A 22,794-nucleotide genomic window follows, 5' to 3' on the forward strand; every position below is an offset into this window, starting at 1 on the left:
GGCCAACCGGTACAAAACTCTCCCAGCACACGGCGTGTAAGGCCACAACCGGTACAAAACTCTCCCAGCACAGCAAAAAACGCCCATTTCAGCCCATCTAGCGCGAGCAGGGAGAAAAATATCCCGGTCCAGACGCAAACAACCCGAGCAGGGAGAATCTTTTCCCGCAGACCACCACCCACCAGCCACGCAGCGCACACTCCCCGGTACAAAACTCTCCGGGCAATCCCCGCCTCAAGGCCAACCGGTACAAAACTCTCCCCGCACTCCCCGACGCGGACACGCACGCTCAAAGTCGCATGCAATTCCATAACCGCCCGGATCCGCGCGTACTCAAAAGCGTTGGAATCTCAAGGATCTGTCATCACGGCCCGAAGGACTCACTGGGGAATTGCATGCGAAACTGCCGAGCATCCAGAAAGACGGCACACAAAACGGGGCCGGTGATCATTCACCGGCCCCGCCTCGTATCTGTCAGTTCTATCAGCGCAAACGCGAGCGACTATCAGGCGCGCACGGAACGCTCGTAGTCCTTCATCAGGTCGATGCGGCGCTGGTGACGCTCGTCGCCGCTGAAGGGGGTCTCGAGGAACGCATCAATGAGCGCGATAGCCTCTTCCTCGCTGTGCTGGCGGGCGCCAACGGCAATGACGTTCGCATCGTTGTGCTCGCGAGCCAGACGCGCGGTCGCATCAGACCACACGAGGGCGGCGCGCACGCCTTCCACGCAATTGGCGACCATCTGCTCACCATTGCCGGAGCCACCGATGACGATGCCGAGGCTACCCGGCTCGCTGACGACGGCCTGGGCTGCCTCAATGCAGAACGGCGGGTAGTCATCGAGCGCATCGTAGGCGTGAGCACCATGGTCAACGACATCGTGACCGGCCTCGCGCAGGTGGGCGACAACCTTTTCCTTGAGTTCGAAACCGGCGTGATCGGTGCCGATATGAACGCGCATGGGATCCTCCTGAAGAGTTCTCAAACAAGCAACGTCCACTAGTATGGCACACATCACCGTTCCGCGTGGATGTATGAAACCCTGCTAGACTGGCCGAGCTGCCCCGATAGCTCAGCGGATAGAGCGCTTGCCTCCGGTGCAAGAGGTCGCAGGTTCGAGTCCTGTTCGGGGTGCCACGCATACCCACGCATACCCACTCGCGCGCACATACACCCGGCGGCCAGCAATGCCCGCGTTCGCCCGACGGAAACCTACGCGCGCACGCGCCCCGGCCTCGTCGATGAGGCCACTCCCACCTGCCGGAACACTCCACGCCCCACTCCCCTACCCCATAAAATGGTGGGCGTATCTATCGTCAACCAAGGACTGGCCGATGACCTACCCCTGGTGGAGCCTGCTCCCCTTCGTTGCGATGCTCGCGTGCATCGCGCTCTTGCCTATCATCCCGAAGACCTCGCACTGGTGGGAAAAGGAATGCTCCCAGCTCTCCGTCGCGCTCGCTCTCGGCGTGCCGACGACGGTCTGGATGTTCATGAGGGCGGGCACCGGACCGCTCATCGCCACGGGCGTGGAGTACGTGCAGTTCATCGCGCTGCTCTTCGCGCTGTTCGTGGTGTCCGGCGGCATTCACCTGGCCGGCGACATTAAGGCGACTCCGCGTAACAACACGATCTTCCTGGCGATCGGCGGCCTGTTGGCGTCGTTCATTGGGACGACGGGCGCGGCCATGCTGCTGATCCGCCCGCTCCTGGAGACGAATAAGGAACGTAAGCACCGCGTGCACACGGTCCTGTTCACGATCTTCATTGTGGCGAACTGCGGCGGCATACTGACTCCGCTCGGCGACCCGCCGCTGTTCCTCGGCTACCTGCACGGCGTGCCGTTCTCGTGGACGTTCGCACTGTGGAAGGAGTGGCTGTTCGTCCTGGTGCTGCTGCTCCTCACCTACTACTCGATCGACCGCGTGCGCTACGCCTCCGAGGACACCTCCTCCATTGAGGCCGACGACCGCGACGTGCAGCCCCTGCGCCTGCACGGAAAGATCAACCTGCTGTTCTTCGCGATCATCATCCTGTCTGTCGCTTTCGCTCCGTCGTGGGATGGCGAGGCTCTCGCCGAGGGCCACTTCGAGTCGTGGGTCGACCTGGTGCCGTGGCGCGAGATCATCATGTTCGCGGTCGCGGGCCTGTCCTACAAGCTCTCGGACAAGAAGGTGCGCTTCGAGGAGAACGCGTTCACATGGGGCCCGATCATGGAGGTTGCGACCCTGTTCATCGGCATCTTCTCGACGATGGCGCCCGCGCTGCGTTACCTGGAGCAGATTGCCCCATCTCTGCCGCTGACCCGCATGACATACTTCGTGTTCACTGGCGGCCTGTCGTCGGTCCTGGATAACGCTCCGACGTACATGACGTTCTTCGAGATGGCGAAGGCGTCCGGCGGCGAGGGCACCCTGATCGCGGGCGTGCCCGAGTACTACCTGATTCCGATTTCGCTGGGCGCCGTGTTCTGTGGCGCTATCACGTACATCGGCAACGGTCCGAACTTCATGGTCAAGTCGGTCGCCGAGGCCGACGGGGTTCCCATGCCGTCGTTTGGCCGCTACGTGGGCTACGCGTTCACGCTCCTGGTGCCCGTCCTGGCTGCCATGGCGATGATCTTCGTGGGTGAGTCCTGGCTGGTTCGAGGCCTGGGCATCGCTCTGGCGCTCGGCCTGGCCTTCCTCTCGCTCGTGCGCATCCGCCGCGCGGGCCTGGACGAGGCCGTGGCCGACTTCAGCGGCAACGAGTGAGTCAGTGGTCCTGACACATGCGTCGAAGGGGGCGGAGCCAAGCGGCTCCGCCCCCTCGCTGTGTGGTGTCAGACCCTAGGGAGAGTCTTCCTTGTATTCCTCTTCGCCGGTCTCCCCCTCGTTTCCCTCGTCGGGCCACTGTTCGCTGAGGGGATCGGGGTAGGTGGGATACCAGTCGGCAGGATAGCGGATCGGTAGCAGGCCGCCGACCATGACGATCCCGGCGACGATCTCGAGGGCAGTGAGCCCGAAAAGCGCCCGTGGCAAGGCACCGTAGTAGGCCACTACCTTGATGAAGGCGGCGAGGTAGCACAGGCACAGAAACGCCGGGATGCAAATCGCGCGCACATTCTTGGAGACCTGGCTGTTGATGTTCGCGTTGCGCCAGGCGACGCCGATTCGGCCGGTTGAGTTCGTCTCCACCCACAGGATGGCGGCGAGCAAGATCCACAGGCCGAAGAGGCACAACGATGTGACGATGCTGTCTTGCATGGGCCCCTTTCGTGTCTCAACTCATGTGGGTTGTCGGACCAGTGTGAGGGCGCATGGGGCTGTGGCCTGGCATTGCCAGAGCTTCCAGGGCCTCCCAATGGCGAACGAGGACGCGTTAACGGGTGCGCACTCACCGGTGCGCACCCGCCATTTCAAGCAATAGCCTCAGTCCCTCGGCCCAGAGACGGAACCGGGAGCCGGAGGCTGGGTCCACAGGCCGCGAGCATCGAGGAAGTCACGCAGGAAGACGGGGCGGTCGGTGATGATGCCGTCGACGCCGACCTCGAGGAGGCGCAGCACGTCGGCCACCGTGTTGATGGTCCACACGTGGACGGCCAGGCCCAGGGTGTGGGCGGTGGCCACGAAGCGCTCGTCGACGACGCGGATGGGGCCCTGGTGCATGGGAACCTGCGCGGCGATGGCGCCCTGGCGAGGGCCGGGCACGTGCCACCAGGCGGGGTTCGTGGCGCTCTTCGCGGCGCCCACGAGGCGCACGACGGCCTCGGTGCCGAGAGACGTGGCGACCGCTCGGGCCGGGTCCGAAGCCGCAGTATCGCGCACGGAACGCAGACGAGGCTCGGAGAAGGAGGCCACCAGCACACGGTTGGCCGCGTCGTGGTCAGCGATGACGTCGAGGAGCGGCCCCTCAACGCCCGGTTCCTTCGCATCAATGTTGAAGTACATGTCAGGGAAAGCCTCGAGAACCTGAGCGAGCAGCGGCATCTGTTCCCCGGAGTCGCGGTGACGCAGCTTAGACAGCTCGCGCCACGTCATCTGGGCGATTGCGCCGGTCCCGTCGTAGCAGCGCTCCACGGTCACGTCGTGGCAGAGGACGACCTTGCCGTCAGCGGTGATGTGAGCGTCCGTCTCCACGTGGCGGATCCCGGCCTCGTACGTGTGCGCGAACGCGCTCATCGTGTTTTCGGGTGCCTCTTCACTGCCGCCGCGGTGGGCGAAAATGATGGGTCCCTGACGCATCGTGACGGGCATCATGAGCAAGACTCCTGTCCGAGATAAACAGCTTTGTTTGCCTCCATCCACGACTCGGGGTCCACGGGGGTATCCGAGGAGTCGTGGATTTCGAAGTGCAGGTGGGGGCCCGTCGACCAGCCATTGTTGCCGACCGCGCCGATGACCTGTCCGGCGGTCACGGTGTCGCCGACCTTCACCTTAATTTTGTTCATGTACTGGTGCAGGTAGGCGGAGTGGAAGACGGTGCCGTCGGACTTTGTGTGCTTGATCTGCACGTAGGCGCCCGAGCGCGAGTTCTCCGCAACCTCTTCGACGACGCCGCCGTACACGGCCGTGATGGGCGTGTCGAGCGGGGCGGCCATGTCGATACCCTCGTGGGCCAGGAGCTGGCCGGAGACGGGCGAAATACGCATCGTGAAGGGCGACGTGATCGTGTAGGACCCCTCCGGCAGCGGCCAGTAGATCGTGTCGGCGACGACGCGCACGTTGCGGTTGCCGTCCGCGCCGTTGCCCGACGCGCAGCCGGTGATGGACACGGGGGCCTTCGCCTTGGCGCGGGAGTTCGCGGTGAGGGTGCCGTCCAGGGCGGTCGCCTGCGGCAGCGCGGAGGACACGGCCCAGCTGGGTCCGCCCACCGAGGTGCCGAAAGCGCGCGCGGGCACGGTCAAAGACGAGTCGGAGCCGACGCGTCCCGTCATGGGGACGGCGATCGTCGTGCCCGCCAGGCCCAGGACGAGGAGGGCGCGCAGCACGTAGCCCACGGGGTGGACGTCTCGGCGTCGGCCAGCGGACGAGGCCGGGGCCTCGCTCCCGGGTTCAGCCTCACTCTCGAGTTCGGCCCGGTCCTCGGGTTCGGCCTGGCTTTCGGGTTCGGCCACGTTCTCGGGTTCGGCCACGGGCGAGGCCGGGGCTGCCTCGTCGGGTGCGGCTTCGTGACGCGTGACCGCGGCGCGAGGGGGCGGCGGCGCAGCGGGATCCAGGTCGAGCGGAATCGCCGCGGTGATCGGGGTCTCCTGGGAGTCCTCGCCGCTCTCGGAGCGCGCGGCGCGCAGCTGTGACCGCTTCGGCAGCGGGCATTCGATGTCGCTCACGCTCTCCCCCTCATCTGTGTTCGTCGTTTGCGGGCCTCGATCTAATGTACCTTGCTGATCGCGCCGCGTCACGGGCGCTGGAGAGCATCTCGGACTTCGCCGACCAGCAGCTCGAGGATGTCTTCGAGGAAGAGGATGCCGACGACGACGCCCGCGTCGCGCACGAGAGCGCAGTGGACACCGGTGCGCTGCATGTGGCGCAGCGCATCCTCGACCTGGTCGCCGGAGGACACGGCCTCGAGGCGACGGATGCGCCACGGCGTGATCGGCTGCTCGCGATCCTCCCCGGTGGCGTACAGGACGTCTTTGAGGTGAACGTAGCCGACGATGGAGCCGTCGTCCCCAGCGATCGGGAAGCGCGAATAGCCCGTGTGGGCGACCTGCTCCTCGACGTCGGCGGGGGTAGCCCCTTGCGGCAGCACGACGAGCTTGTCGAGGGGAACCATCGCGGTCCCAGCGGTTTCCTCGGAGAACTCCAGGGTGCCACTGAGCAGACCCAGCTCATCTGTCAGCACGCCTTCGGCCTGCGAAGCGACGACGATCGAGGCCACCTCCTCGACCGTGTAGGTGGCCGAGATTTCCGAGCGCGGCTCGTAGCCCGCCATGCGCACAAACCAGTTCGCGAAGTGATCCATGGCCTCGATGATCGGACGCAGGACGTGGCCCAGGCGCACGAGGACGGGGGCCAGGACCAGCAGCATCCGCACGGGGGCGGCAATCGAGACGTTTTTGGGGACCATCTCGCCGAACACGACATGGCAGAAGAGGACGATGACGAGGGCCGCCGCAAATCCGACGACGTGGCTGGTCGCCTCGGGCGCGCCCAGGCGCTCAAGCGGCGACTCGACGAGGTGCGCGATCGCGGGCTCGGCGACGACGCCCAGGGTCGTGGACGCGACCGTCACACCCAGCTGGCAGATCGCCAGCATGAGGGAGACGTGCCGCAGGGCGAAGAGAGCAGCGCCGGCTCCGCGCACCCCCTCGTCCGCGAGAGGCTCGACCTGCGAGCGACGCGTCGAGGTGACGGCGAACTCGCCGGCCACGAAGAACGCGTTGACGGCCAGCAGGGCCACGGTGATAGCGAGACCAACCCCGACGCTCACAGGGACACCTCCTCATCGGTATCCTCGGAGGCCGCGGGCGTGATCGCCACCTGGGCAACGCGCCTGCCCTGCATCTGGGTGACCTCGATGCCGATACCATCGACGCTCACGCGCGAGCCGACGCAGGGGATCTCACCCAGCTCATTCATGACGAGGCCGCCGATCGTGTCGTAGGGGCCGTCCTCGGGCAGGTTGATGTCCGTGCGGCGCGCGAGCTCATCGGGGCGCAGCGTGCCGGGAACAAGGAAGGTCCCGTCGGGGCGCGGGCGGATACCGAGGCGACGCTGGTCGTGCTCGTCGGAAACCTCGCCGACGATCTCCTCAACGACGTCCTCGAGCGTCACAATGCCGGACACGCCGCCGTACTCGTCGACGACGACGGCCATTTGCAGGCCTTCGTCGCGCAGCTGAACCATGAGAGGACCGATCGGCGCGGTCTCGGGAACCGAAGGCGCGTCCGTCAGGAGCGACGACGACACAACGGGGACCTCGGCGCGCCGCTCGGCGGGTACGGCGACCGCGCGGCGCAGGGACACCAGGCCGAGGATGTCGTCGGAGTCGTCGCCGATCACCGGGAATCGGGAGTGCCCGGTTTCGTGGGCCAGGTCGAGCACGTCCTGGGCGCTGTCGCCTTCGCTGAGGGTGTGCAGGCGGCCGCGGTCGGTCATGACGTCGGCGGCGCTCAGGGTGGACATGCGGATCGTGTTGACGAAGAGGTCGGCCGTGGACATGTCGAAGGTCCCCTCTTCGACGGAGTGCTCGACGAGGGCCGCCAGCTCGGAGGCGGATCGCGCGGACGAGATCTCTTCCTGCGGCTCGATACCCATGCGGGAGAGCACCCAGTTTGCCGTGCCACCCAGCACCCAGATGATGGGTCGGGCGATCACCGTGAAGACCATCTGGAAGGGAACGACACGTACGGCCGTGGCCAGCGGATGGGCCAGGGCGAGGTTCTTGGGGACGAGCTCACCGAAGAGCATCGAGAAAACGTTGATGAACGCGGCAGCCACGAATGCCGCGATGCCGGTCGCCAGGCCCCACGCGAGGCCGACCGATCCGAGCAGGTCCTCCAGCAGCTCAGCCAGAGCGCTCTGCGTCGTGTAGCCGAGCAGGATCGTGGTCAGCGTGATGCCCACCTGAGCGCCCGACAGCTGAGTGGAAAGAGTCCGGGTGGCCCGCAGGACGGATGCGGCGCCGCGATCCCCCTCCTCCGCTTTCTTCTCGAGGACGGCCTGGTCGACCGCGACGAGGGAAAACTCGGCGGACACGAAGACGAAGGTGCCGGCGGTCAAGACGATGCCAAGCACAAGCATGAGCGCTGTGATCATCGCGCATCCCCCTCCACGAGGGCGGGGCTGGTCGCGGGCAGACGCGCGGGCAAGGGGTGAGAAAGAGCGGCAGTACAGCCGACAGTGTCGCAGTCCATGATGGTTCCAGTCTAGCGTCCCAGCCCCTCTCCCCCAGCGCGCATTTCCACACACCGCGGCGCATGTGCCAACAATCATTCTCCAACGGACCAAAGACCCTTGAAGTACACGCCAAAGGCATACCAGGTTTCGTGAAGACGGTCACGCGGCGGTAGAATTATTGAGGTATGGCCGCGCGGGATTTTGCCCATGCGCGCGGCGCGACACTTACGGAGGAATACGTGCCCACTCCCACCGCTTCTCAGCCCGATCCCCAGTGGTACATCGCGAAGATGCGAGACCTCTACGAGCGCGATCCCCAGCTCCTGGATCCCTCCTGGCGAGCCTATTTCTCCACCGAGTCCGCTCCCCCGCAGCTGCGAGCCAAGCGCCCCGCGATCCCCGAGGGCACACCCACACTCGAGTCGGCCTCGGCCCCCACTGATCACGCGATTCCCGCATCGGTCACGCCGCCCACCCTCGACATTGAGGACGACGCTCCCGAGGCCTCGCGCCAGCCGGACGCCCATGTCGTCTCCGTGACGCGCTCGGACCTGCCGCCCGCACCGCCCGCCGCCGTCGCGGAGGCCACCAGCCCCTACACGCGCCAGCAGCACGGGCGCGCAGCCTTCACCCTTTTCCAGGGTGCCCCCTCGCAGGATGAGCTCCACATCCTCAAGTCCGCCGCGCGCGCGACCGCCAAGCACATGGAGGCCTCGCTCTCCATCCCCACGGCCACCTCCCAGCGCCAGATCCCGGCCAAGCTCCTCATCGAAAACCGTGCCCTCATCAACGCGCACCTGGCGCGCACGGTCGGCGGCAAGGTCTCATTCACCCACCTCATCGGCTACGCGCTGGTGGAAGCGCTGTGCGAGATGCCTGACCTCAACGTGCGCTACACGATCGAGGGCGGCAAGCCCGCCGTCGAGCAGCTCGCGCACATCGGCTTCGGCCTGGCCATCGACGTGGCCGACGCGCAGGGCAACCACTCCCTGAAGGTCCCCGTCATCCACGACGCCGACACGCTGACCTTCGCCGAGTTCGTCGACGCCTACCAGGACCTCGTCACGCGCGCCCGCAACGCGACGCTGACGACCGCCGACTTCCAGGGCACCTCGGTCACCCTGACGAACCCGGGCACGCTGGGCACCACCACCTCCGTGCCGCGCCTCATGGTCGGCCAGGGCCTCATCATCGGCGTGGGCGCCACCGACTACCCGGCGGAATACCGCGGCGTCTCCCCCAAGCGCCTGGCCGCCCTCGGCATCGGCAAGACGATGTTCTTCTCCTCCACCTACGATCACCGCATCATCCAGGGCGCGGCGTCGGGCCGCCTCCTGGCACTCGTGGACGCCAAGCTCTCGGGCCGCGACGGCTTCTACGAGCGCGTCTTCACCTCGATGCACGTACCCGCGCGCCCCTACGCGTGGGAAGCGGACTACGACTACGACCCGAACCACGAGAAGGGCAAGCCCGCGCGCATCGCGGAGCTCATCCACGCCTACCGTTCGCGCGGACACCTCGCCGCAGACACAGACCCGCTGGCCTACCGCGTGCGTCGCCACCCCGACCTCGATATTTCCTCCTACGGCCTGAGCGTGTGGGACCTGGATCGTCCCTTCCCCACGGGCGGTTTCGGCGGCTCCGACCAGATGCTGCTGCGCGACATTCTCACGCGCCTGCACGACACCTACACGCGCACGGTCGGCATCGAATACATGCACATTCAGGATCCCGAGCAGCGCGCCTGGGTCCAAAAGCGCATCGAGCGCCCCTACGAGGCCCTCTCCCCCGACGCGCAGCGCCACATCCTGGGCACCCTCATCCGCGCCGAGGCCTTCGAGGAGTTCCTGCAGACCAAGTTCATGGGCCAAAAGCGCTTCTCGCTCGAGGGCGGCGAGTCCCTGATCCCGCTGCTCGACCACATCCTGGCCGACTCGGCGCGCACCGGCATCCACGAGGTCGCCATTGGCATGGCGCACCGCGGCCGCCTCAACGTGCTCGCCAACATCGCGGGCAAGTCCTACGCGCAGATCTTCGACGAGTTCGAGGGCAACTACATGCCTAACTCCGTCCAGGGTTCGGGCGACGTCAAGTACCACCTGGGCACGTGGGGCGTCTACTCCCTTGACGACGGCCTAGCCACCAAGGTCTACATGGGCGCCAATCCCTCACACCTGGAGGCCGCCGACGGTGTCCTGGAGGGCATCGTGCGCGCCAAGCAGGAGCACCTGGGAGACCCCGACCTGCCGATCATCCCGATCCTCATCCACGGCGACGCGGCCTTCATCGGCCAGGGCGTCGTCCAGGAGACCCTCAACCTCTCCCAGCTTGAGGGCTACAAGACCGGCGGCACGATCCACATCATCGTCAACAACCAGATCGGCTTCACGACCGGCCCGACGCAGGGCCGCTCGACCGGATACGCGACTGACCTGGCCAAGGGCCTGCAGGTCCCGATCCTGCACGTGAACGCGGACGACCCCGAGGCCGTCATCCGCTGCGCGCACCTGGCCTTCGAGTACCGCAACGCCTTCCACAAGGACGTCATCATCGACATGGTGTGCTACCGCCGTCGCGGTCACAACGAGGGCGACGACCCGTCGATGACCCAGCCCGTCATGTACTCCCTCATCGACCGCATCCCCTCCACGCGCGCCGTGTACATCCGCGGCCTCGTGGGTCGCGGTCAGCTCACCGAGGACGAGGCCCGCCAGTCGATCACCCAGTACGAGGCGGAACTCGGGCGCATCCTTGACGAGACCCGCGCGGGCGGTGCTTCTTCCGTGTCCGAGATCAACCCGGGCAGCCGCACGCACGACCCCGCGCTCACCGTCGGCGTCGGCGAGGCCGGGGAATCCCCCGACGAGGAATGGACCATGCCGGAATCCCAGATGCCCGGCATCGGCATGATGATCGGTTGGACGTCGGCGGCCCCCGCCGAGCAGCTGCGCCGCATCGGCCGCGCGCACACGCGCTTCCCCGAGGGTTTCGAGCCCCACCCGAAGCTGCGCCAGCTGTGCGAGCGCCGCCTCGAGATGGCGCTGGGTAACAAGCCCATCGACTGGGGCTTCGCGGAGCTCCTGGCCTTCGGCACGCTCCTCATGGAAGGCACCGGCGTGCGCCTGTCCGGTGAGGACGTGGGCCGCGCAACCTTCGTGCAGCGTCACGCGATCCTACACGACGCGAACGATGGCCGCGAGTTCACCCCGCTGCGCTTCCTCACCGAGAATCAGGCGCGCTTCGACGTGTGGAACTCCCCGCTGAGCGAGTACGGCGTGCTGGCCTTCGACTACGGCTACTCGCTGGAGAGCCCCGAGACCCTGACGATCTGGGAGGCGCAGTTCGGCGACTTCGCGAACGGCGCGCAGACCGTCATCGACGAATTCGTGTGCTCGGCCGAGCAGAAGTGGGGCCAGCGTTCCTCGCTCGTCATGCTCCTGCCCCACGGCTACGAGGGACAGGGACCCGACCACTCGAGCGCGCGCATCGAGCGCTACCTGCAGCTGGCCGCCCAGGACAACATGTGGATCGTTCAGCCCTCCACGCCCGCGAACCACTTCCACATGCTGCGCACGCAGGCCTACAAGCGCCCGCGCAAGCCCCTCATCGCGTTCACGCCCAAGCAGCTGCTGCGGCTGTCGGCGGCATCCTCGCACATCGAGGAGTTCACCTCCGGCGGCTTCCAGCCCATCATCGGCGACACCACGATCACCGACCCTGCATCGGTGACACGCGTCCTGCTGTGCTCCGGCCGTCTCTACTACGACCTCGCCAAGGAGCGCGAGCACCGCGGCGACACCTCGACGGCCATCATTCGCCTGGAGCAGCTCTACCCGCTGCCCGAGGCCGAGCTGGCCGAAGTCCTCGCCCAGTACCCGAACGCGTCGGTAACGTGGGTGCAGGACGAACCGCGCAACCAGGGCGCGTGGCCGCACCTGGCGCTCAACCTCTTCCCGTCGCTGGGACGCCCGGTCCGCGTGGTCTCGCGCCCCGAGTCCGCGACGACCGCCGCGGGACGTGCCTCGCTTCACAAGGAGCAAGCAGCTACCCTTATTGCGCAGGCCTTCGAAGGCTAAGAGGGATCGCGCGCATCATCTGGGTTCGCGCGGGAGGCACAGGAAAGGAACACCATGCGGATCTGCTTCATCGGAGACGAGCTCGTCGCCGGCGTCGGTGACCCCCGAGGCCTGGGCTGGGTCGGTCGCGTCAATGCTCACTCGACCTTCGATCTGCCCGCCACGTTCCTGACCCTCGCCGTCCCCTCAGAGACGACGAAGCAGATGGCTGCGCGCTGGGAGGCCGAGGTCCTGCCGCGCCTGGCCGAGGGCGAGCCCCACGGCCTCGTCATCGGTGTGGGTCCGGGCGACGTCGCGGCCGGCATCTCGACGGCCCGCTCGCGCCTGAACCTGGCCAACATCACCGACCGGGCGACCGCGCTCGGCATCCCTAGCTTCGTCGTCGGGCCCCCGCCGCTCGCGGGCGTGGACTCCGGATCCCTCAAGGCACTGTCCTCCTCGTGCTCCGAGGTGTGCGCGCGCCGAGGCATCCCCTTCGTCGACTGCTACACACCGCTGGTCGCACACGACCAGTGGTTCGAGGACATGGCTGCCTCCCTCGCGCGCGGAGGGGACGGCCAGACCCTGCCCGGCCAGGCCGGCTACGCCCTCATGGCGTGGATCGTCCAGCACCAGGGCTGGTACGAGTGGACGGGAGCGATCCCGGCGGACGTGTGAGCACAGGAGGAATGTGTGTACCCACGTCATTCACGTTTCTCCCCCGAGAGCCGTCCGATGAGTGCTCGGCAACAGCTCGGCATGGCCATATGGGCCTGTGTGATCGTCGGATCCGCGGTCGTCATGCTCGGCGCGTTTTTGCTGGCCGGGAACTTCGGCGTCCGTCAGCTGGTCTGTTCACTCATCGGCTCTGGCGCGGCCGTTGTCTTCGGTATCTGTCTCTTATCGCTCCTTCCGACGCTTGTGCGCACGATGCGCGCACAGCTGGATCAACCTGGCGACGCAGGCCCTGCGATCAAGACACTTGTCGGCATTGCTCTCATCGCGTTGGTCGCGACCGCGTGTACCGTCATGGGCGGTGGAGCCTTCAGCGAGCTGTCCAGCGACGCCCGCCAAGGCCCCCAGACGCGGGCCGTCACGAGCTGTGAGAACTTCCAGACGCTCACCGAGCACGGGCGTCGCGGCAGCACCTACTACCGCAACGTTTTTACCCTCCATTTTGACGAAGGAAAGCCGCGTCACTTCGACATCACGACGCACACGCAAGACGAGTTCACGAAACCAACAAGCCCCTACTACGCTGTCTATCAAGCATGTGTCGTCCACCCTTTCACGACCTCGCTCGTCGTCGACTACTACCCACGCAGTGGGATCATGAAGGCTATCCGTGAGGCGTGACGCGAACGCGCCCCGGCCTCGTCCATCCCACACACGTCAGTGAGACCATGAGCAACCAGTACCCCACCTCTCCCCCGCCCGGTCCCGCCAACCGCCCCCCGGCCTCGTCGATGATCGAGCGCCTGCCGCGGGGGTTCTCAACGCGCGCAAACCTGCTCGCATTCGTCGTCATCGGCTTCTTCGGCACCATTGCCTACGCCTTCGCGACGCTCGGCAGGTACGTGCACTTCGGGTTCTGGCGGCTCGTGTGGGTGGCCGCATGGTGCGCCATCGGTCTCGTCGCTGCGATCGCATGCGCGGTTCTCTTTACCTATCTGCGGAGGCGTGGGCGCCGAGCGCAGGCCAAGGGGAAGGCGTCCTCCAGCAGGCTCTACGCCGTCATCTATGAGACATGCAAGGCGCGTTCCGGCGCGACATCCCTGACCGTCGATGTCTACAGCCACAGCTGGATCATCGTCGACGCACGAGTGGAATGAGGTTCACATGACCAAGCAGAAAGTCACCACGCGCGAAAAGCTCCTCGTCTGCGCAATCATCATCGCTTTCATGTCCCTCAATATCGTCCTGGGATCTTTCTTCTCACCCCGCTCATGGGCACCGGCCGTCGTCACCGCATCGGCCTCCTATCTGATTATCTTCATCGTGGTCGCAGCCGCTGCCGGCATCCGATTCCTGTACAGGGATTGGAAGACGCCTCCCCGCCACGCCCTCGACCACCCAGCCGCGACACTGCCCGCGAACCTCGCTGGGCCCACCCCGACGCCCGCCCGCGCCCAGGCGGCCAGCCGCGAGCGCCCAGCCCCGCCCGCACCACCGAGCAATTTCGCGACCATCGACGGCGCCATCAGCCACGCGCAGCAGTCCGGCTTTTCCATCATCAACCTGTTCACTGAGCACACGCCGCTCAATGACTTCCGCGAGGCCGTGGGCGCGGAAATCATCTACCTAGTTCTCTCCCACATCGCCGAAATCGACAAGAACGCCTCGGTGAGCGTCACCGGGTCTGCGATGGACGGGGCGCTGACACTGACCATCAGCGCCCTCACGCCTGAGGCGTCCGTCCTGGGCGGGCGTCGCATGGGTGAGATACGCGCCCTCATCGATAGCGTGAGCGGTAGTGTGGAGACCGACGAGCAAGTCGGTGCCTGGTCGCTCACCGCGCACCTGCCCACCGCAGCGGGTGCACCCTCCTAGCTCAGGCCTCGCCCACCATCGCCCGAACACCTGCATCAGGAGATCATGACCACCCAACCCCAGAAGACGTCCCGACGCGGGCGCAAGAAAACGCGCATCTCCTTCCCAGTGGCGCTCATTCTCGGGTGCGTCTACATCTACCAGATGAGCGGGCAAGGGCGAGACGTCGGCAAAGACAGGTTCATCTGGGAACTGATCGGCGCCGGGGCAGCGCTCCTCATCCCGCTTGGCTGTCTGCTCGTCATCGCCCTGCTCACGTATAGCTTCACGCGCCCCGGAAAAAACGGAAAAGGACTCGGCGCGACGGTCATCTCCATCCTGCTCGGTGTCGCTTTCTTCCTGTCCGCCCTCATCAGCTACGTCCCGGTCACCTACGCCCTCCCCCGCATCCGGGACGCGATCGACGGGCCACAAACCGTCACCATTATCTCGTGTCGATTCGAGCAAGACACGCACACCGAAAAACGATCCCGACACAGCAGCACAACCGTGTACGACAACAAGTTCATCATGACTGCGGCCGACTACACCAGACACACAACGACATTCGAGACCGGGTCACAAACCTCAATCCAGCACGCGACCGGTGTCGGGGCTGTTCTGTACGACGCGTGCGTGACGCGATCCGGTTCCGCGACCTTCACCGTGGACGTCTATCGCCACAGCTGGGTCCTCGTCGACGCGCGAGGGGAATGAGCGGCACATGACCAAGCAGAAAGCCACCAGCCGCGAGAAGCTGCTCGCGAACCTCGCTAAGCCCACCCCGACGCCCGTCTGCGCCCAGGCATCCGTCCTGGGCGGGCGTCGCATGGGTGAGATCCGCGCCCTCATCGATAGCGTGAGCGGCACTGTGGAAACCGACGAGCAAGTCGGCGCCTGGCCGCTCACCGCGCACCTGCCCACCGCAGCGGGTGCACCCTCCTAGACCAGGCCTCGCCCGTCACCCCTCACATCATAGGTCCCCGCATGAGCAACCCCAACCAGTTCGACTCCCCGTCGAACCCGTCCGGCCCCAGACAGATTCCGCCCTTCGATGCCTCCCAGTACCAGTACCCCTCCTACCAGGGCACCGACTCCCAGCGGGCATCCGGATACCAGTATCCGCAGTACGGGCACCCCTACCAGGTGCCCGGTGCCGCGTCGCCCGACGGCTACCGCAGCGAGTATCAGGGCCAGCACAACCCGCAAGCCGACTACCGGTACCCGCAGAACCAGTCGCCCGCGGGTGCCGCCTCCTACGGGTACGCCCAGCCCGACTCCTCGCACGAGGAAGATGATGCGCCCCCATCCAACAGAAGAAGCGTTCCCTCGCGACGACCATCCTCACGATCCTGGCCGTCCTCGCCATCCTCATCTACACCGTGGTGGGAGGCTCATTCGACTTCGGCACGGATCGACTCACCTGTACGGCCGCGGCCAGCGGGCTCGCGCTCATCGTCGCCATCGGGTGCCTGGTCAGCATCCCCCGCTCCTTCCGCGAATTGCGGCGAGCCAAGGCCGCCGGCGACATCGCAACCAGAAGCATGCGCGTTCGCGCCCTGTTCTTCGCCATCATCATCCTCCCCCTCAGCGGCTACTTCTCCGTCGCCTACGGCGTCCCGGCCGCCCAAGACCTCGTCGAAGGCCACCACACCGTCACCGTCACCTCGTGCACCTACGAGCAGGGCTCGCATCGAAAGTCACGTCGGCGCGGCCGCGGACGCACCGTGTTCGACAACTACTTCACGATGACCCTCGCGGACGGGACGTTGCATACGACAACCATCGAGACAGACCAGCCCGCGAGCATCCAGACCATGGGCGGTACCTACGAGGTGCTCTACCAGGCGTGTAAAGTGCAATCGGGCAGCTCGTCGATGACCCTGGACGTCTACGAGCACAGCTGGATCATCGTCGACGCCCGCCTGAACTGACACACACGATCAGTCTCGCCCCGGCCTCGTTCCCACCCTTTCCCTCAGGTCCACCATGAGCAATCAATACCCTTATCTCTCCCCCTACGATCCGTCCACTGACGGCAGTCAGCCCGCCAATCAGCCGCAGGTGCCGCAGCCGCAAGCGGGCGACGCGCAGCCTTCCTTGCCGCCGCTGTCGTACCAGGGTTGGGCATACCAGGGGTCCCCATACGGGCAGGCGTATGCCGCGTCGTCCGACGCCGACGAGGCCTCTCAGAGTGTTCCTGCCCCCAACGATCCTTCCGGCGAGGACACAGCGCCGAAGAAGCACACGGGGTGGTGGATCCTGCTCACGCTCGTGGGCCTCCTCCTTGGCACAGTCCTCTATTTCTTCGGCGAGATGTTCGACTTTGGCACGGAACGGATCGTCTGGACCCTCATCAAGTGCGCCGTCGCGCTCGTCTTCGCCCTTGCCATGATTCCCCTCTATGCCGCTACGCGGCGCAATTACCTCGTGGCGAGCGCGCGGGGCGATGAGAAAGTGGCACAACAACGCCAGCTCGGCCTGGGGATGGTCGGCGTCTTTGGCCTCGGTTTTGCCGTTTTCGCGCTGTCGAACGGCGTTCCCGCGGTGCTTGACGTCGCTGACGGCCCACACACTGTGACGGTCACGTCATGCAGCTTCGAGCAGTACAAGACGAGTCGGTCACGCCCCCGCGGGGGCGTCTCGACCGTGTATAAGAACCAGTTCATCATGACGTTTGAGGATGGCTCGACCCACACGCAGACCGTCGAGACGGACAGCAAGGATGAGATTGCGAGGCAAGGGGACGTGACAGCCGTCCTCTACGAGGCCTGCGCCCTGCGCTCCGGCAACGCGACCATGACCATCGGTTACTACACGCACTCGAGGGTCGTCGCGAGCGCGAGGATCAACAACTGATCGGTCGACCCGCCCACCCGGCAGGCCGGCGCACGCGCCCCGGCCTCGTCCCAACCTCTGTGGTCTGAAAGGGAACCCATGTCACGCAACCCCACTTCCTCTCCTCGTCGGGCATCCTCGCCCGCGCAAGGCCCGACACGCACACGCGTCCTCAAAAAGATCGCCAAGGCCATCGGGGCCGCCCTCGTGGCTCTGGTCATTGCTGCCATCGCCACCTTCTGGTTCATCGGAGATCACACAGACTTCGGCCGCGAGCGCGTCGTGTGGAAAGCGCAGGCCTGCGGCGTTGGGCTCGTCCTCGTCGCCGGGCTCCTCATCGCGTGCGCGTTCGCGTACCTCGGCGTTTGGCGGGCCAAGCGCGACGTCGATATCGAGAGATACAACCAGCGTTCCTTCGCCATGGTCGCCCTGTTCGTGATCGCGTTATTCGTGGGGTTCCAGTCGATCAGCCGCGGCCTGCCCGCCTTCCGCGACCTGAAGGAGGGCACCACCACCGTCACCGTCACTTCGTGCAGCTACGAGCAGACACCGCGGTCAAACCCGGGGACGCGCGGTGATCGTACGCCCGACAACGATTGGGACAACACCTTCACGATGACGCTCGCTGACGGCACCAAGCGCGCCACGGTCATCAAAACAGCCACTGGTGAGGACATCGCCTCGCGCGGCGGTCTCACGGGCGTCCTCTACGAGGCCTGCGCTTCGCGCTCCGGGTCCGCCTCCATGACCATGGAGGTCTACCCCCACACGTGGTCCATCGTCGAGGCACGCATCGACTGACAAAGCACAGGAGAGAAGCATGAGCACACCCCCACGTGATCCTTCCTTTCCGCCGTCGCGGCAGGACTACAGGGACCTCATCGACCACCACTACGTCATCCGCGGCCTCACGTTCGCCCCGCTCATCCTCTTCCCAATCGCACTGAAGACCGGCGCGCAATACGGGCCGCTCAGCCTGTGGACGGGCATCGGCATGAACCTCAGCATCCTCCTCACCTGCCTGACGATCCCGCTGGCGATTCCCGTGATGCTGCGCGACGCCCGCGAGGCGCAGGCCCGCGGCGTCGACAAGGCGATCCCCCGCCGACGCCGCTGGAAAGCCGCCGGACGAGTCGCCATCGCCATCTCTTTCGGGATACTGAGCACCGTGCGCATCGTCCCACTCATCCAAGACCTGGCAAGCGGGCCGAAACCCGTGACCGTCACCAGCTGCACGAGTAGCGTCGCCGACCGTGAATGGCGCAGCGGCAGACGAGGATCGCGCACAACCACCGTCTATCAGGTCTACGAGAGCACCATGCAGCTCGCAGACGGCTCCACCCGCGTCCAAGACATCAGCCTGCAACCGCCGGATTCCGAACCCGCCGACTCCCTCGCGGTCTACGACACCCTCTACGACGCCTGTGTCACCCATCCGGGTCAGACTTCCATGACGCTACAGGTCATGCCCCGCAGCTGGCGGATTATCGAGGCCCACCTCGGCTAGCACCAGGCTCCACGGCCTCCACACACAGGACACGACCCCATGAGTTTTCCCAGTACCCCTCCCCTGCCTCCAGTTCCTGATACTCCCCCTACTCCTCCCCTGCCTCCGACACCCGCACCCGCCGCCGCGAAGCAGGGCCGACGCACCGGACGCTCCCTGTTCCTGCTCGTCCTCGTTCCCCCGGCGTTGATCATCACGATCATCGTCGTCATGTACAACATGGGTTCGTATGGGAGGAGCAAACTCGTCGGCGTCATCATCCTGTGCTGTCTGGGGCTCCTCGTCGTCATCGGCGCAGTCGCTACCCTCCTCGCCTCCATACCAGACCTGCGCGCCGCGAAGCGCTCCGGGGACCGGCGGGCGGTACGCAAGCAGCTGGACAACCTCGCCTCGATGGCATTCGGCGTCCTCGTGATTGCCGCACCGGTCTTTTACTTTCTCACGCACGCGGTGATCGACCTGGTCCAAGGACCCCAACCGCGAGCTGTCGCCTCCTGCAGCTACGCCCAAGACACCGTCACACGATCACAGTGGTTCACCGGAGGCACCAGCTACAACAACCACTTCGTCATGCGCTTCGAGGATGGCACCCAACACACCTTCACCATCGCCACCTCTGAGCAGGACATTTCCCAGCTGTCGGGCATCATTCATCCGCTCTACGACGGCTGCGTCCTCCACCCCGACCAGACGCCGCTGACCATCGACATGTACGTCCACAGTAAAACGCTGGTGGACGCGCGCCTCGACTAGTTGCCTAGTGGCGCAGGGCGGCCTGCGGCCGTGGCTTGCGACCGTGATCCTCGATCGACGAGGCCGTGAAACGGCTCGGTTACGCCTGGGTGAGGATCCCCGAGATGAAGCGCGCGCTGTGGTCGAGGGCGGCCTCGGCCTCGGGAATGACGGGAACGCTCAGGACATACACGTGGAAACCGTCCGGCTCCACGCGCAGACGCACGTCCACTCCAGCGCGAGCCGCCTTGCGGGCGAAGTCGATCGCGTCGGGCCCCAGGATGTCAGTGTCACCCTGGAAAATACGCATCGGCGGCAGGCCCGACGGATCGCCAAACAGGGGGCTGACACGCCAGTCGGCCGGATCCAGGTCGCCAGCCCACGCGCGGCCCGCCCACGCTAGCCCAGGCACGCGCAGGATCCTATCGCGGCCCTGCACGTCCTCGATGCGCGGGTTCGTCATGGTGACGTCCACCCACGGTGCGTACAGGACGAGGCCGTCCACCTGACGCGCACCCGTGTCGCGTCGCTGCATGGCGAGGGACAGCGCCAGGCCGCCACCCGCCGAGTCGCCGAAGATGATGACGCGGCCGAACTCGGCCTGCGCCTCGTCGATGATGGGCTGGACGAAGTCGAACGCTTCTGCCGCAGTGTAGTTGGGGGCGAGCGGATAGTCGGGGATGATGACGGGCAGCCCGGTGCGGTCGATGAGGCCCTCGACAATCCCCCACTGACCAGCGACCATCGGGTACACATACGCTCCACCATGCAGATAGATGAGTACTCCGCCCGAGCGCAGACCCTGCTTCGGGAACACGCGGGTTATACCTCTGTCGCACGTCGCCGTGAAACGCTCTCGCATCGACGCGGGCATCGGGCCCGGCTGTGGGGCGTGGGCCGCCATATCGCGCGCGGCTTCTTCGGTGTGCAGCGCGGGAGGCGTGAGCCCCTTGCGGGCGTGAACGAGACGCATCTGGAGGGACATGGAGCCTCTTTCGCTCTTTCAGGTCGACAAACGGTTTCTGTTCGCATCGGGACGCACCCGCGCGCCAGCACGTACCAGGATACGCCGCACTTGATACTCCCACCGTTGGGCCCGCGTCGCATCCCGAATGGAAGAACCACTAGTCTCGCCACTACTCGCGGGCTCCACGCATAAGAGGCCATCACGCGGATAGGTTACGAACATCCGGATAGCTTAATAACCTATCCAGAAGCGCCGATCCTATCCGGATGCGCCGTTCCTATCCAGATACGCGGTTCCTATCCGGATGCGACGCCACAAGTCCACCAACCGCCAGGCTCACGTCGTCTCGCAAGCAGACAATCAACAGGACTCACATGTCCTCACAGATCCCACCCACCACACGCGATCACGCAGATAGGTAACGAACACCCGGATAGGTTACGAACATCCGGATAGCTTAATAACCTATCCAGAAGCGCCGATCCTATCCGGATGCGCCGTTCCTAACCGGATACTCGCATGCGCTTATCCACAGGGCTGTTTCCAGTGTCGGGTGTATCCACAGGCACTCGTCTAGCGCTTTACTCGATACCGATGAAGATACGAAACTCCGTCTATGACAAAGTGTTCCATTATTATCGCCCCGCCCACAGATGCACCTCGCGAACGATCAGCGTCAACATCGGCCCACATCATGCGTGGCGTCTGCGCAGTCCTACCCCTCGATTCCACAAACACCAACCCCTGGGAGGTATGGGACGCCGTCGCTCGCGCACGTATACATGCCGTCGATACCTCCCACGAGCACTCTCCCGTCTTTGTCGGACAGAGCTGCTTACGACTGTTGGGGATTCACGGCTGGTCCCAAAACCCTCCCGTAACCATCTACCGGGAAAGTCGGAGATGCACCTCGTCTCTCCCCTCTTGTAGTGTCGGCTCCACGACGGTTCCAGCGACATCGGTGTCATGCTCTGAGTTTCCACCTCTTTCGGAAGAACGTAACAGGATCGACGGCTTGGTCGTAGAACACCCCTACGATGCGCTCGTGAGAAGCACGCTTCATGATGAGCCGTTAGAGTCCTTCGTCCTTGGGTGCATGGCACTCAACGCATGGAGCCAATTCTCAATGTTCCATCAAGATGAGTGCCGCCGGAGAGCCGAGGAGATACGAACTGAACTGATCGCTCGACTTGAGCGGGCTGGCCACGTGCGCGGCTACCGACGCGCTCACGCGATCCTCAAGACTATCGATCCGGGCTGTGCCAATCCCGCCGAAGCTGCGCTTTTGTGGCTGGTACGGTCCATCTGTCCCTTCTCAGTTAAGACGCAGGCGCATATTGGTGTACGCGGCCACCACTACTACATCGACATCCTGATTGAAGACTTGCACCTCATCATCGAATTTGATGGGGTTGCAAAACTCGGGGAAAGTCGCGTCGAGCTCGAACAAGCCAAGCGCGAATGGGTGTTGCGCGATCAGAACCTTCGAGATGCCGGGTGGCAGGTCATCCGAGTGAGTTGGCCAGACTACAACGACTGGGAACAGCTGCGGATCAGGTTGAGCCGGGTCCTCGGGCCGATCAATCCTGCTCCCGACTGCCGTTTCCTGTGGAAACTACCGACGCAACGTTGCGATGGCCCATTGCGGCGCTTCTACTCACGAAGCCGTGCTTAGGCCGTCATTACGCGGATAGGTTACGAACACGCGGATAGGTTAATAACCTATCCAGATGCGCCGTTCCTATCCAGATGCGAGGGCACGAGTCCACCAACCGCCAGGATCACGTCACCTCGCAAGCGGAAAAACAACTGGCCCTACGTCTTCTCACGGACCCTCGCCTAGGCCGCCACAACGCGGATAGGTTATGAACATCCGGATAGGTTACGAACACGCGGATAGGTTATGAACATCCGGATAGGTTAATAACCTATCCGGATCCGCTGATCCTATCCAGATGCGCCGTTCCTATCCAGATGTGACGCCACAATCTCCCTGATTCTGGCCCTTCGGACGCCCCACGCGCTAGGTCGGGAGTGTGCACCACCGATCACCAGGTGCCCCGTGAATCGCTGCCTCGCAATGCGCCTGGCACCCAGCCCCGGCAGCACACCCCACACGTCACGCGCGCCCAGCACGCGGCGCGCACCTCGCACGGCCGCACCCGGCTCCTGTAAGCCGCGCATACAAAACGCGCCCGGACCATCCGGTCCGGGCGCGCAACGTATTCGGCTCAGGCGTTAGGACGCTTGCCGTGGTTCGCGCCGTGCTTACGACGATCGCGACGCTTACGACCCCGCTTCGACATGTCATTCTCCTTGGGTTTGTTGTCTAGACTGAAGCATTTT

Annotated in this window: 22 protein-coding genes and 1 tRNA gene; 15 read left to right on the forward strand and 8 right to left on the reverse strand. The window is 65.1% G+C overall.

Annotated features, from left to right (window positions below):
- Positions 1-505: 505 nt before the first annotated feature.
- Positions 506-961, reverse strand: coding sequence for a ribose-5-phosphate isomerase (locus tag O3684_RS08000; protein WP_500066188.1), 456 nt, complete (start codon positions 959-961; stop codon positions 506-508).
- Between the two features lie 100 nt (positions 962-1,061).
- Here O3684_RS08000 and O3684_RS08005 point away from each other — a divergent pair.
- Together O3684_RS08005 and O3684_RS08010 are read left to right on the forward strand one after the other, a co-directional pair.
- Positions 1,062-1,137 (forward strand) — tRNA-Arg (locus tag O3684_RS08005).
- Positions 1,138-1,334: 197 nt separating this feature from the next.
- On the forward strand, positions 1,335-2,753 hold the full coding sequence (locus O3684_RS08010) for a sodium:proton antiporter (protein WP_500066190.1): 1,419 nt from the start codon (positions 1,335-1,337) through the stop codon (positions 2,751-2,753).
- 75 nt (positions 2,754-2,828) lie between these two features.
- Here O3684_RS08010 and O3684_RS08015 read toward each other — a convergent pair whose 3' ends face one another.
- The 5 genes from O3684_RS08015 to O3684_RS08035 all read right to left on the reverse strand — a co-directional run bounded on the left by O3684_RS08015 (position 2,829) and on the right by O3684_RS08035 (position 7,739).
- Positions 2,829-3,245: a hypothetical protein gene (locus O3684_RS08015; RefSeq protein ID WP_500066192.1), complete on the reverse strand. Its 417-nt coding sequence runs from the start codon at positions 3,243-3,245 to the stop codon at positions 2,829-2,831.
- 165 nt (positions 3,246-3,410) lie between these two features.
- Positions 3,411-4,238 carry a glycerophosphodiester phosphodiesterase family protein gene (locus O3684_RS08020; RefSeq protein WP_500066193.1) on the reverse strand — a complete coding sequence of 276 codons (828 nt, stop codon included), beginning with the start codon at positions 4,236-4,238 and terminating at the stop codon, positions 3,411-3,413.
- Positions 4,235-5,308: a M23 family metallopeptidase gene (locus O3684_RS08025; RefSeq protein WP_500066195.1), complete on the reverse strand. Its 1,074-nt coding sequence runs from the start codon at positions 5,306-5,308 to the stop codon at positions 4,235-4,237. Before O3684_RS08025 ends, O3684_RS08020 begins: the two co-directional genes overlap by 4 nt.
- 68 nt (positions 5,309-5,376) lie before the next feature.
- Positions 5,377-6,411, reverse strand: coding sequence for a hemolysin family protein (locus O3684_RS08030; protein ID WP_500066197.1), 1,035 nt, complete (start codon positions 6,409-6,411; stop codon positions 5,377-5,379).
- A complete protein-coding gene (locus O3684_RS08035) occupies positions 6,408-7,739 on the reverse strand; it encodes a hemolysin family protein (RefSeq protein ID WP_500066199.1) in 1,332 nt (443 codons plus the stop codon). The genes O3684_RS08030 and O3684_RS08035 overlap by 4 nt, the downstream gene beginning before the upstream one ends.
- 266 nt (positions 7,740-8,005) lie before the next feature.
- Here O3684_RS08035 and O3684_RS08040 point away from each other — a divergent pair, with 266 nt between their 5' ends.
- From O3684_RS08040 to O3684_RS08095, 12 genes are all read left to right on the forward strand, one after another.
- Positions 8,006-11,896 (forward strand): multifunctional oxoglutarate decarboxylase/oxoglutarate dehydrogenase thiamine pyrophosphate-binding subunit/dihydrolipoyllysine-residue succinyltransferase subunit, encoded by a 3,891-nt coding sequence (locus O3684_RS08040; protein WP_500066201.1) that lies wholly within the window; start codon positions 8,006-8,008, stop codon positions 11,894-11,896.
- 54 nt (positions 11,897-11,950) lie between these two features.
- The gene (locus tag O3684_RS08045; RefSeq protein ID WP_500063100.1) at positions 11,951-12,553 is read left to right on the forward strand and encodes a GDSL-type esterase/lipase family protein; all 603 of its coding nucleotides are present in this window, start codon (positions 11,951-11,953) and stop codon (positions 12,551-12,553) included.
- A 57-nt stretch (positions 12,554-12,610) separates the two neighbouring features.
- Positions 12,611-13,231, forward strand: coding sequence for a hypothetical protein (locus tag O3684_RS08050; RefSeq protein ID WP_500066202.1), 621 nt, complete (start codon positions 12,611-12,613; stop codon positions 13,229-13,231).
- Positions 13,228-13,707, forward strand: a complete 480-nt coding sequence (locus tag O3684_RS08055; RefSeq protein WP_500066204.1) for a hypothetical protein — start codon at positions 13,228-13,230, stop codon at positions 13,705-13,707. Before O3684_RS08050 ends, O3684_RS08055 begins: the two co-directional genes overlap by 4 nt.
- Before the next feature lie 7 nt (positions 13,708-13,714).
- The gene (locus O3684_RS08060; RefSeq protein WP_500066206.1) at positions 13,715-14,425 is read left to right on the forward strand and encodes a hypothetical protein; all 711 of its coding nucleotides are present in this window, start codon (positions 13,715-13,717) and stop codon (positions 14,423-14,425) included.
- A 45-nt stretch (positions 14,426-14,470) separates the two neighbouring features.
- Complete coding sequence (locus O3684_RS08065; protein WP_500066207.1) at positions 14,471-15,121, forward strand: hypothetical protein; 651 nt, start codon at positions 14,471-14,473, stop codon at positions 15,119-15,121.
- A 7-nt stretch (positions 15,122-15,128) separates the two neighbouring features.
- Positions 15,129-15,350 (forward strand): hypothetical protein, encoded by a 222-nt coding sequence (locus tag O3684_RS08070; RefSeq protein ID WP_500066208.1) that lies wholly within the window; start codon positions 15,129-15,131, stop codon positions 15,348-15,350.
- Positions 15,351-15,786: 436 nt separating this feature from the next.
- Complete coding sequence (locus O3684_RS08075; RefSeq protein WP_500066210.1) at positions 15,787-16,338, forward strand: hypothetical protein; 552 nt, start codon at positions 15,787-15,789, stop codon at positions 16,336-16,338.
- Between the two features lie 55 nt (positions 16,339-16,393).
- Positions 16,394-17,263 carry a hypothetical protein gene (locus O3684_RS08080; protein WP_500066211.1) on the forward strand — a complete coding sequence of 290 codons (870 nt, stop codon included), beginning with the start codon at positions 16,394-16,396 and terminating at the stop codon, positions 17,261-17,263.
- A 78-nt stretch (positions 17,264-17,341) separates the two neighbouring features.
- A complete protein-coding gene (locus O3684_RS08085; protein ID WP_500066212.1) occupies positions 17,342-18,043 on the forward strand; it encodes a hypothetical protein in 702 nt (233 codons plus the stop codon).
- Positions 18,044-18,062: 19 nt separating this feature from the next.
- Positions 18,063-18,749: a hypothetical protein gene (locus tag O3684_RS08090; protein ID WP_500066214.1), complete on the forward strand. Its 687-nt coding sequence runs from the start codon at positions 18,063-18,065 to the stop codon at positions 18,747-18,749.
- A gap of 39 nt (positions 18,750-18,788) precedes the next feature.
- Positions 18,789-19,502, forward strand: a complete 714-nt coding sequence (locus tag O3684_RS08095; protein WP_500066215.1) for a hypothetical protein — start codon at positions 18,789-18,791, stop codon at positions 19,500-19,502.
- Between the two features lie 79 nt (positions 19,503-19,581).
- Here the strand turns inward: O3684_RS08095 and O3684_RS08100 are convergent, their stop codons facing one another.
- Positions 19,582-20,466, reverse strand: a complete 885-nt coding sequence (locus O3684_RS08100; RefSeq protein WP_500066216.1) for an alpha/beta hydrolase — start codon at positions 20,464-20,466, stop codon at positions 19,582-19,584.
- 1,027 nt (positions 20,467-21,493) lie between these two features.
- Between O3684_RS08100 and O3684_RS08105 the strand changes: the two genes are divergently transcribed.
- Complete coding sequence (locus tag O3684_RS08105) at positions 21,494-22,123, forward strand: putative endonuclease domain-containing protein (protein WP_500066218.1); 630 nt, start codon at positions 21,494-21,496, stop codon at positions 22,121-22,123.
- A 556-nt stretch (positions 22,124-22,679) separates the two neighbouring features.
- Here O3684_RS08105 and O3684_RS08110 read toward each other — a convergent pair.
- Positions 22,680-22,754, reverse strand: coding sequence for a 50S ribosomal protein bL37 (locus O3684_RS08110; RefSeq protein WP_106406425.1), 75 nt, complete (start codon positions 22,752-22,754; stop codon positions 22,680-22,682).
- Between the last annotated feature and the right edge of the window lie 40 nt (positions 22,755-22,794).

Source organism: Pauljensenia sp. 20925_1_27 (assembly GCF_041432835.1).
GTDB lineage: Bacteria > Actinomycetota > Actinomycetes > Actinomycetales > Actinomycetaceae > Pauljensenia.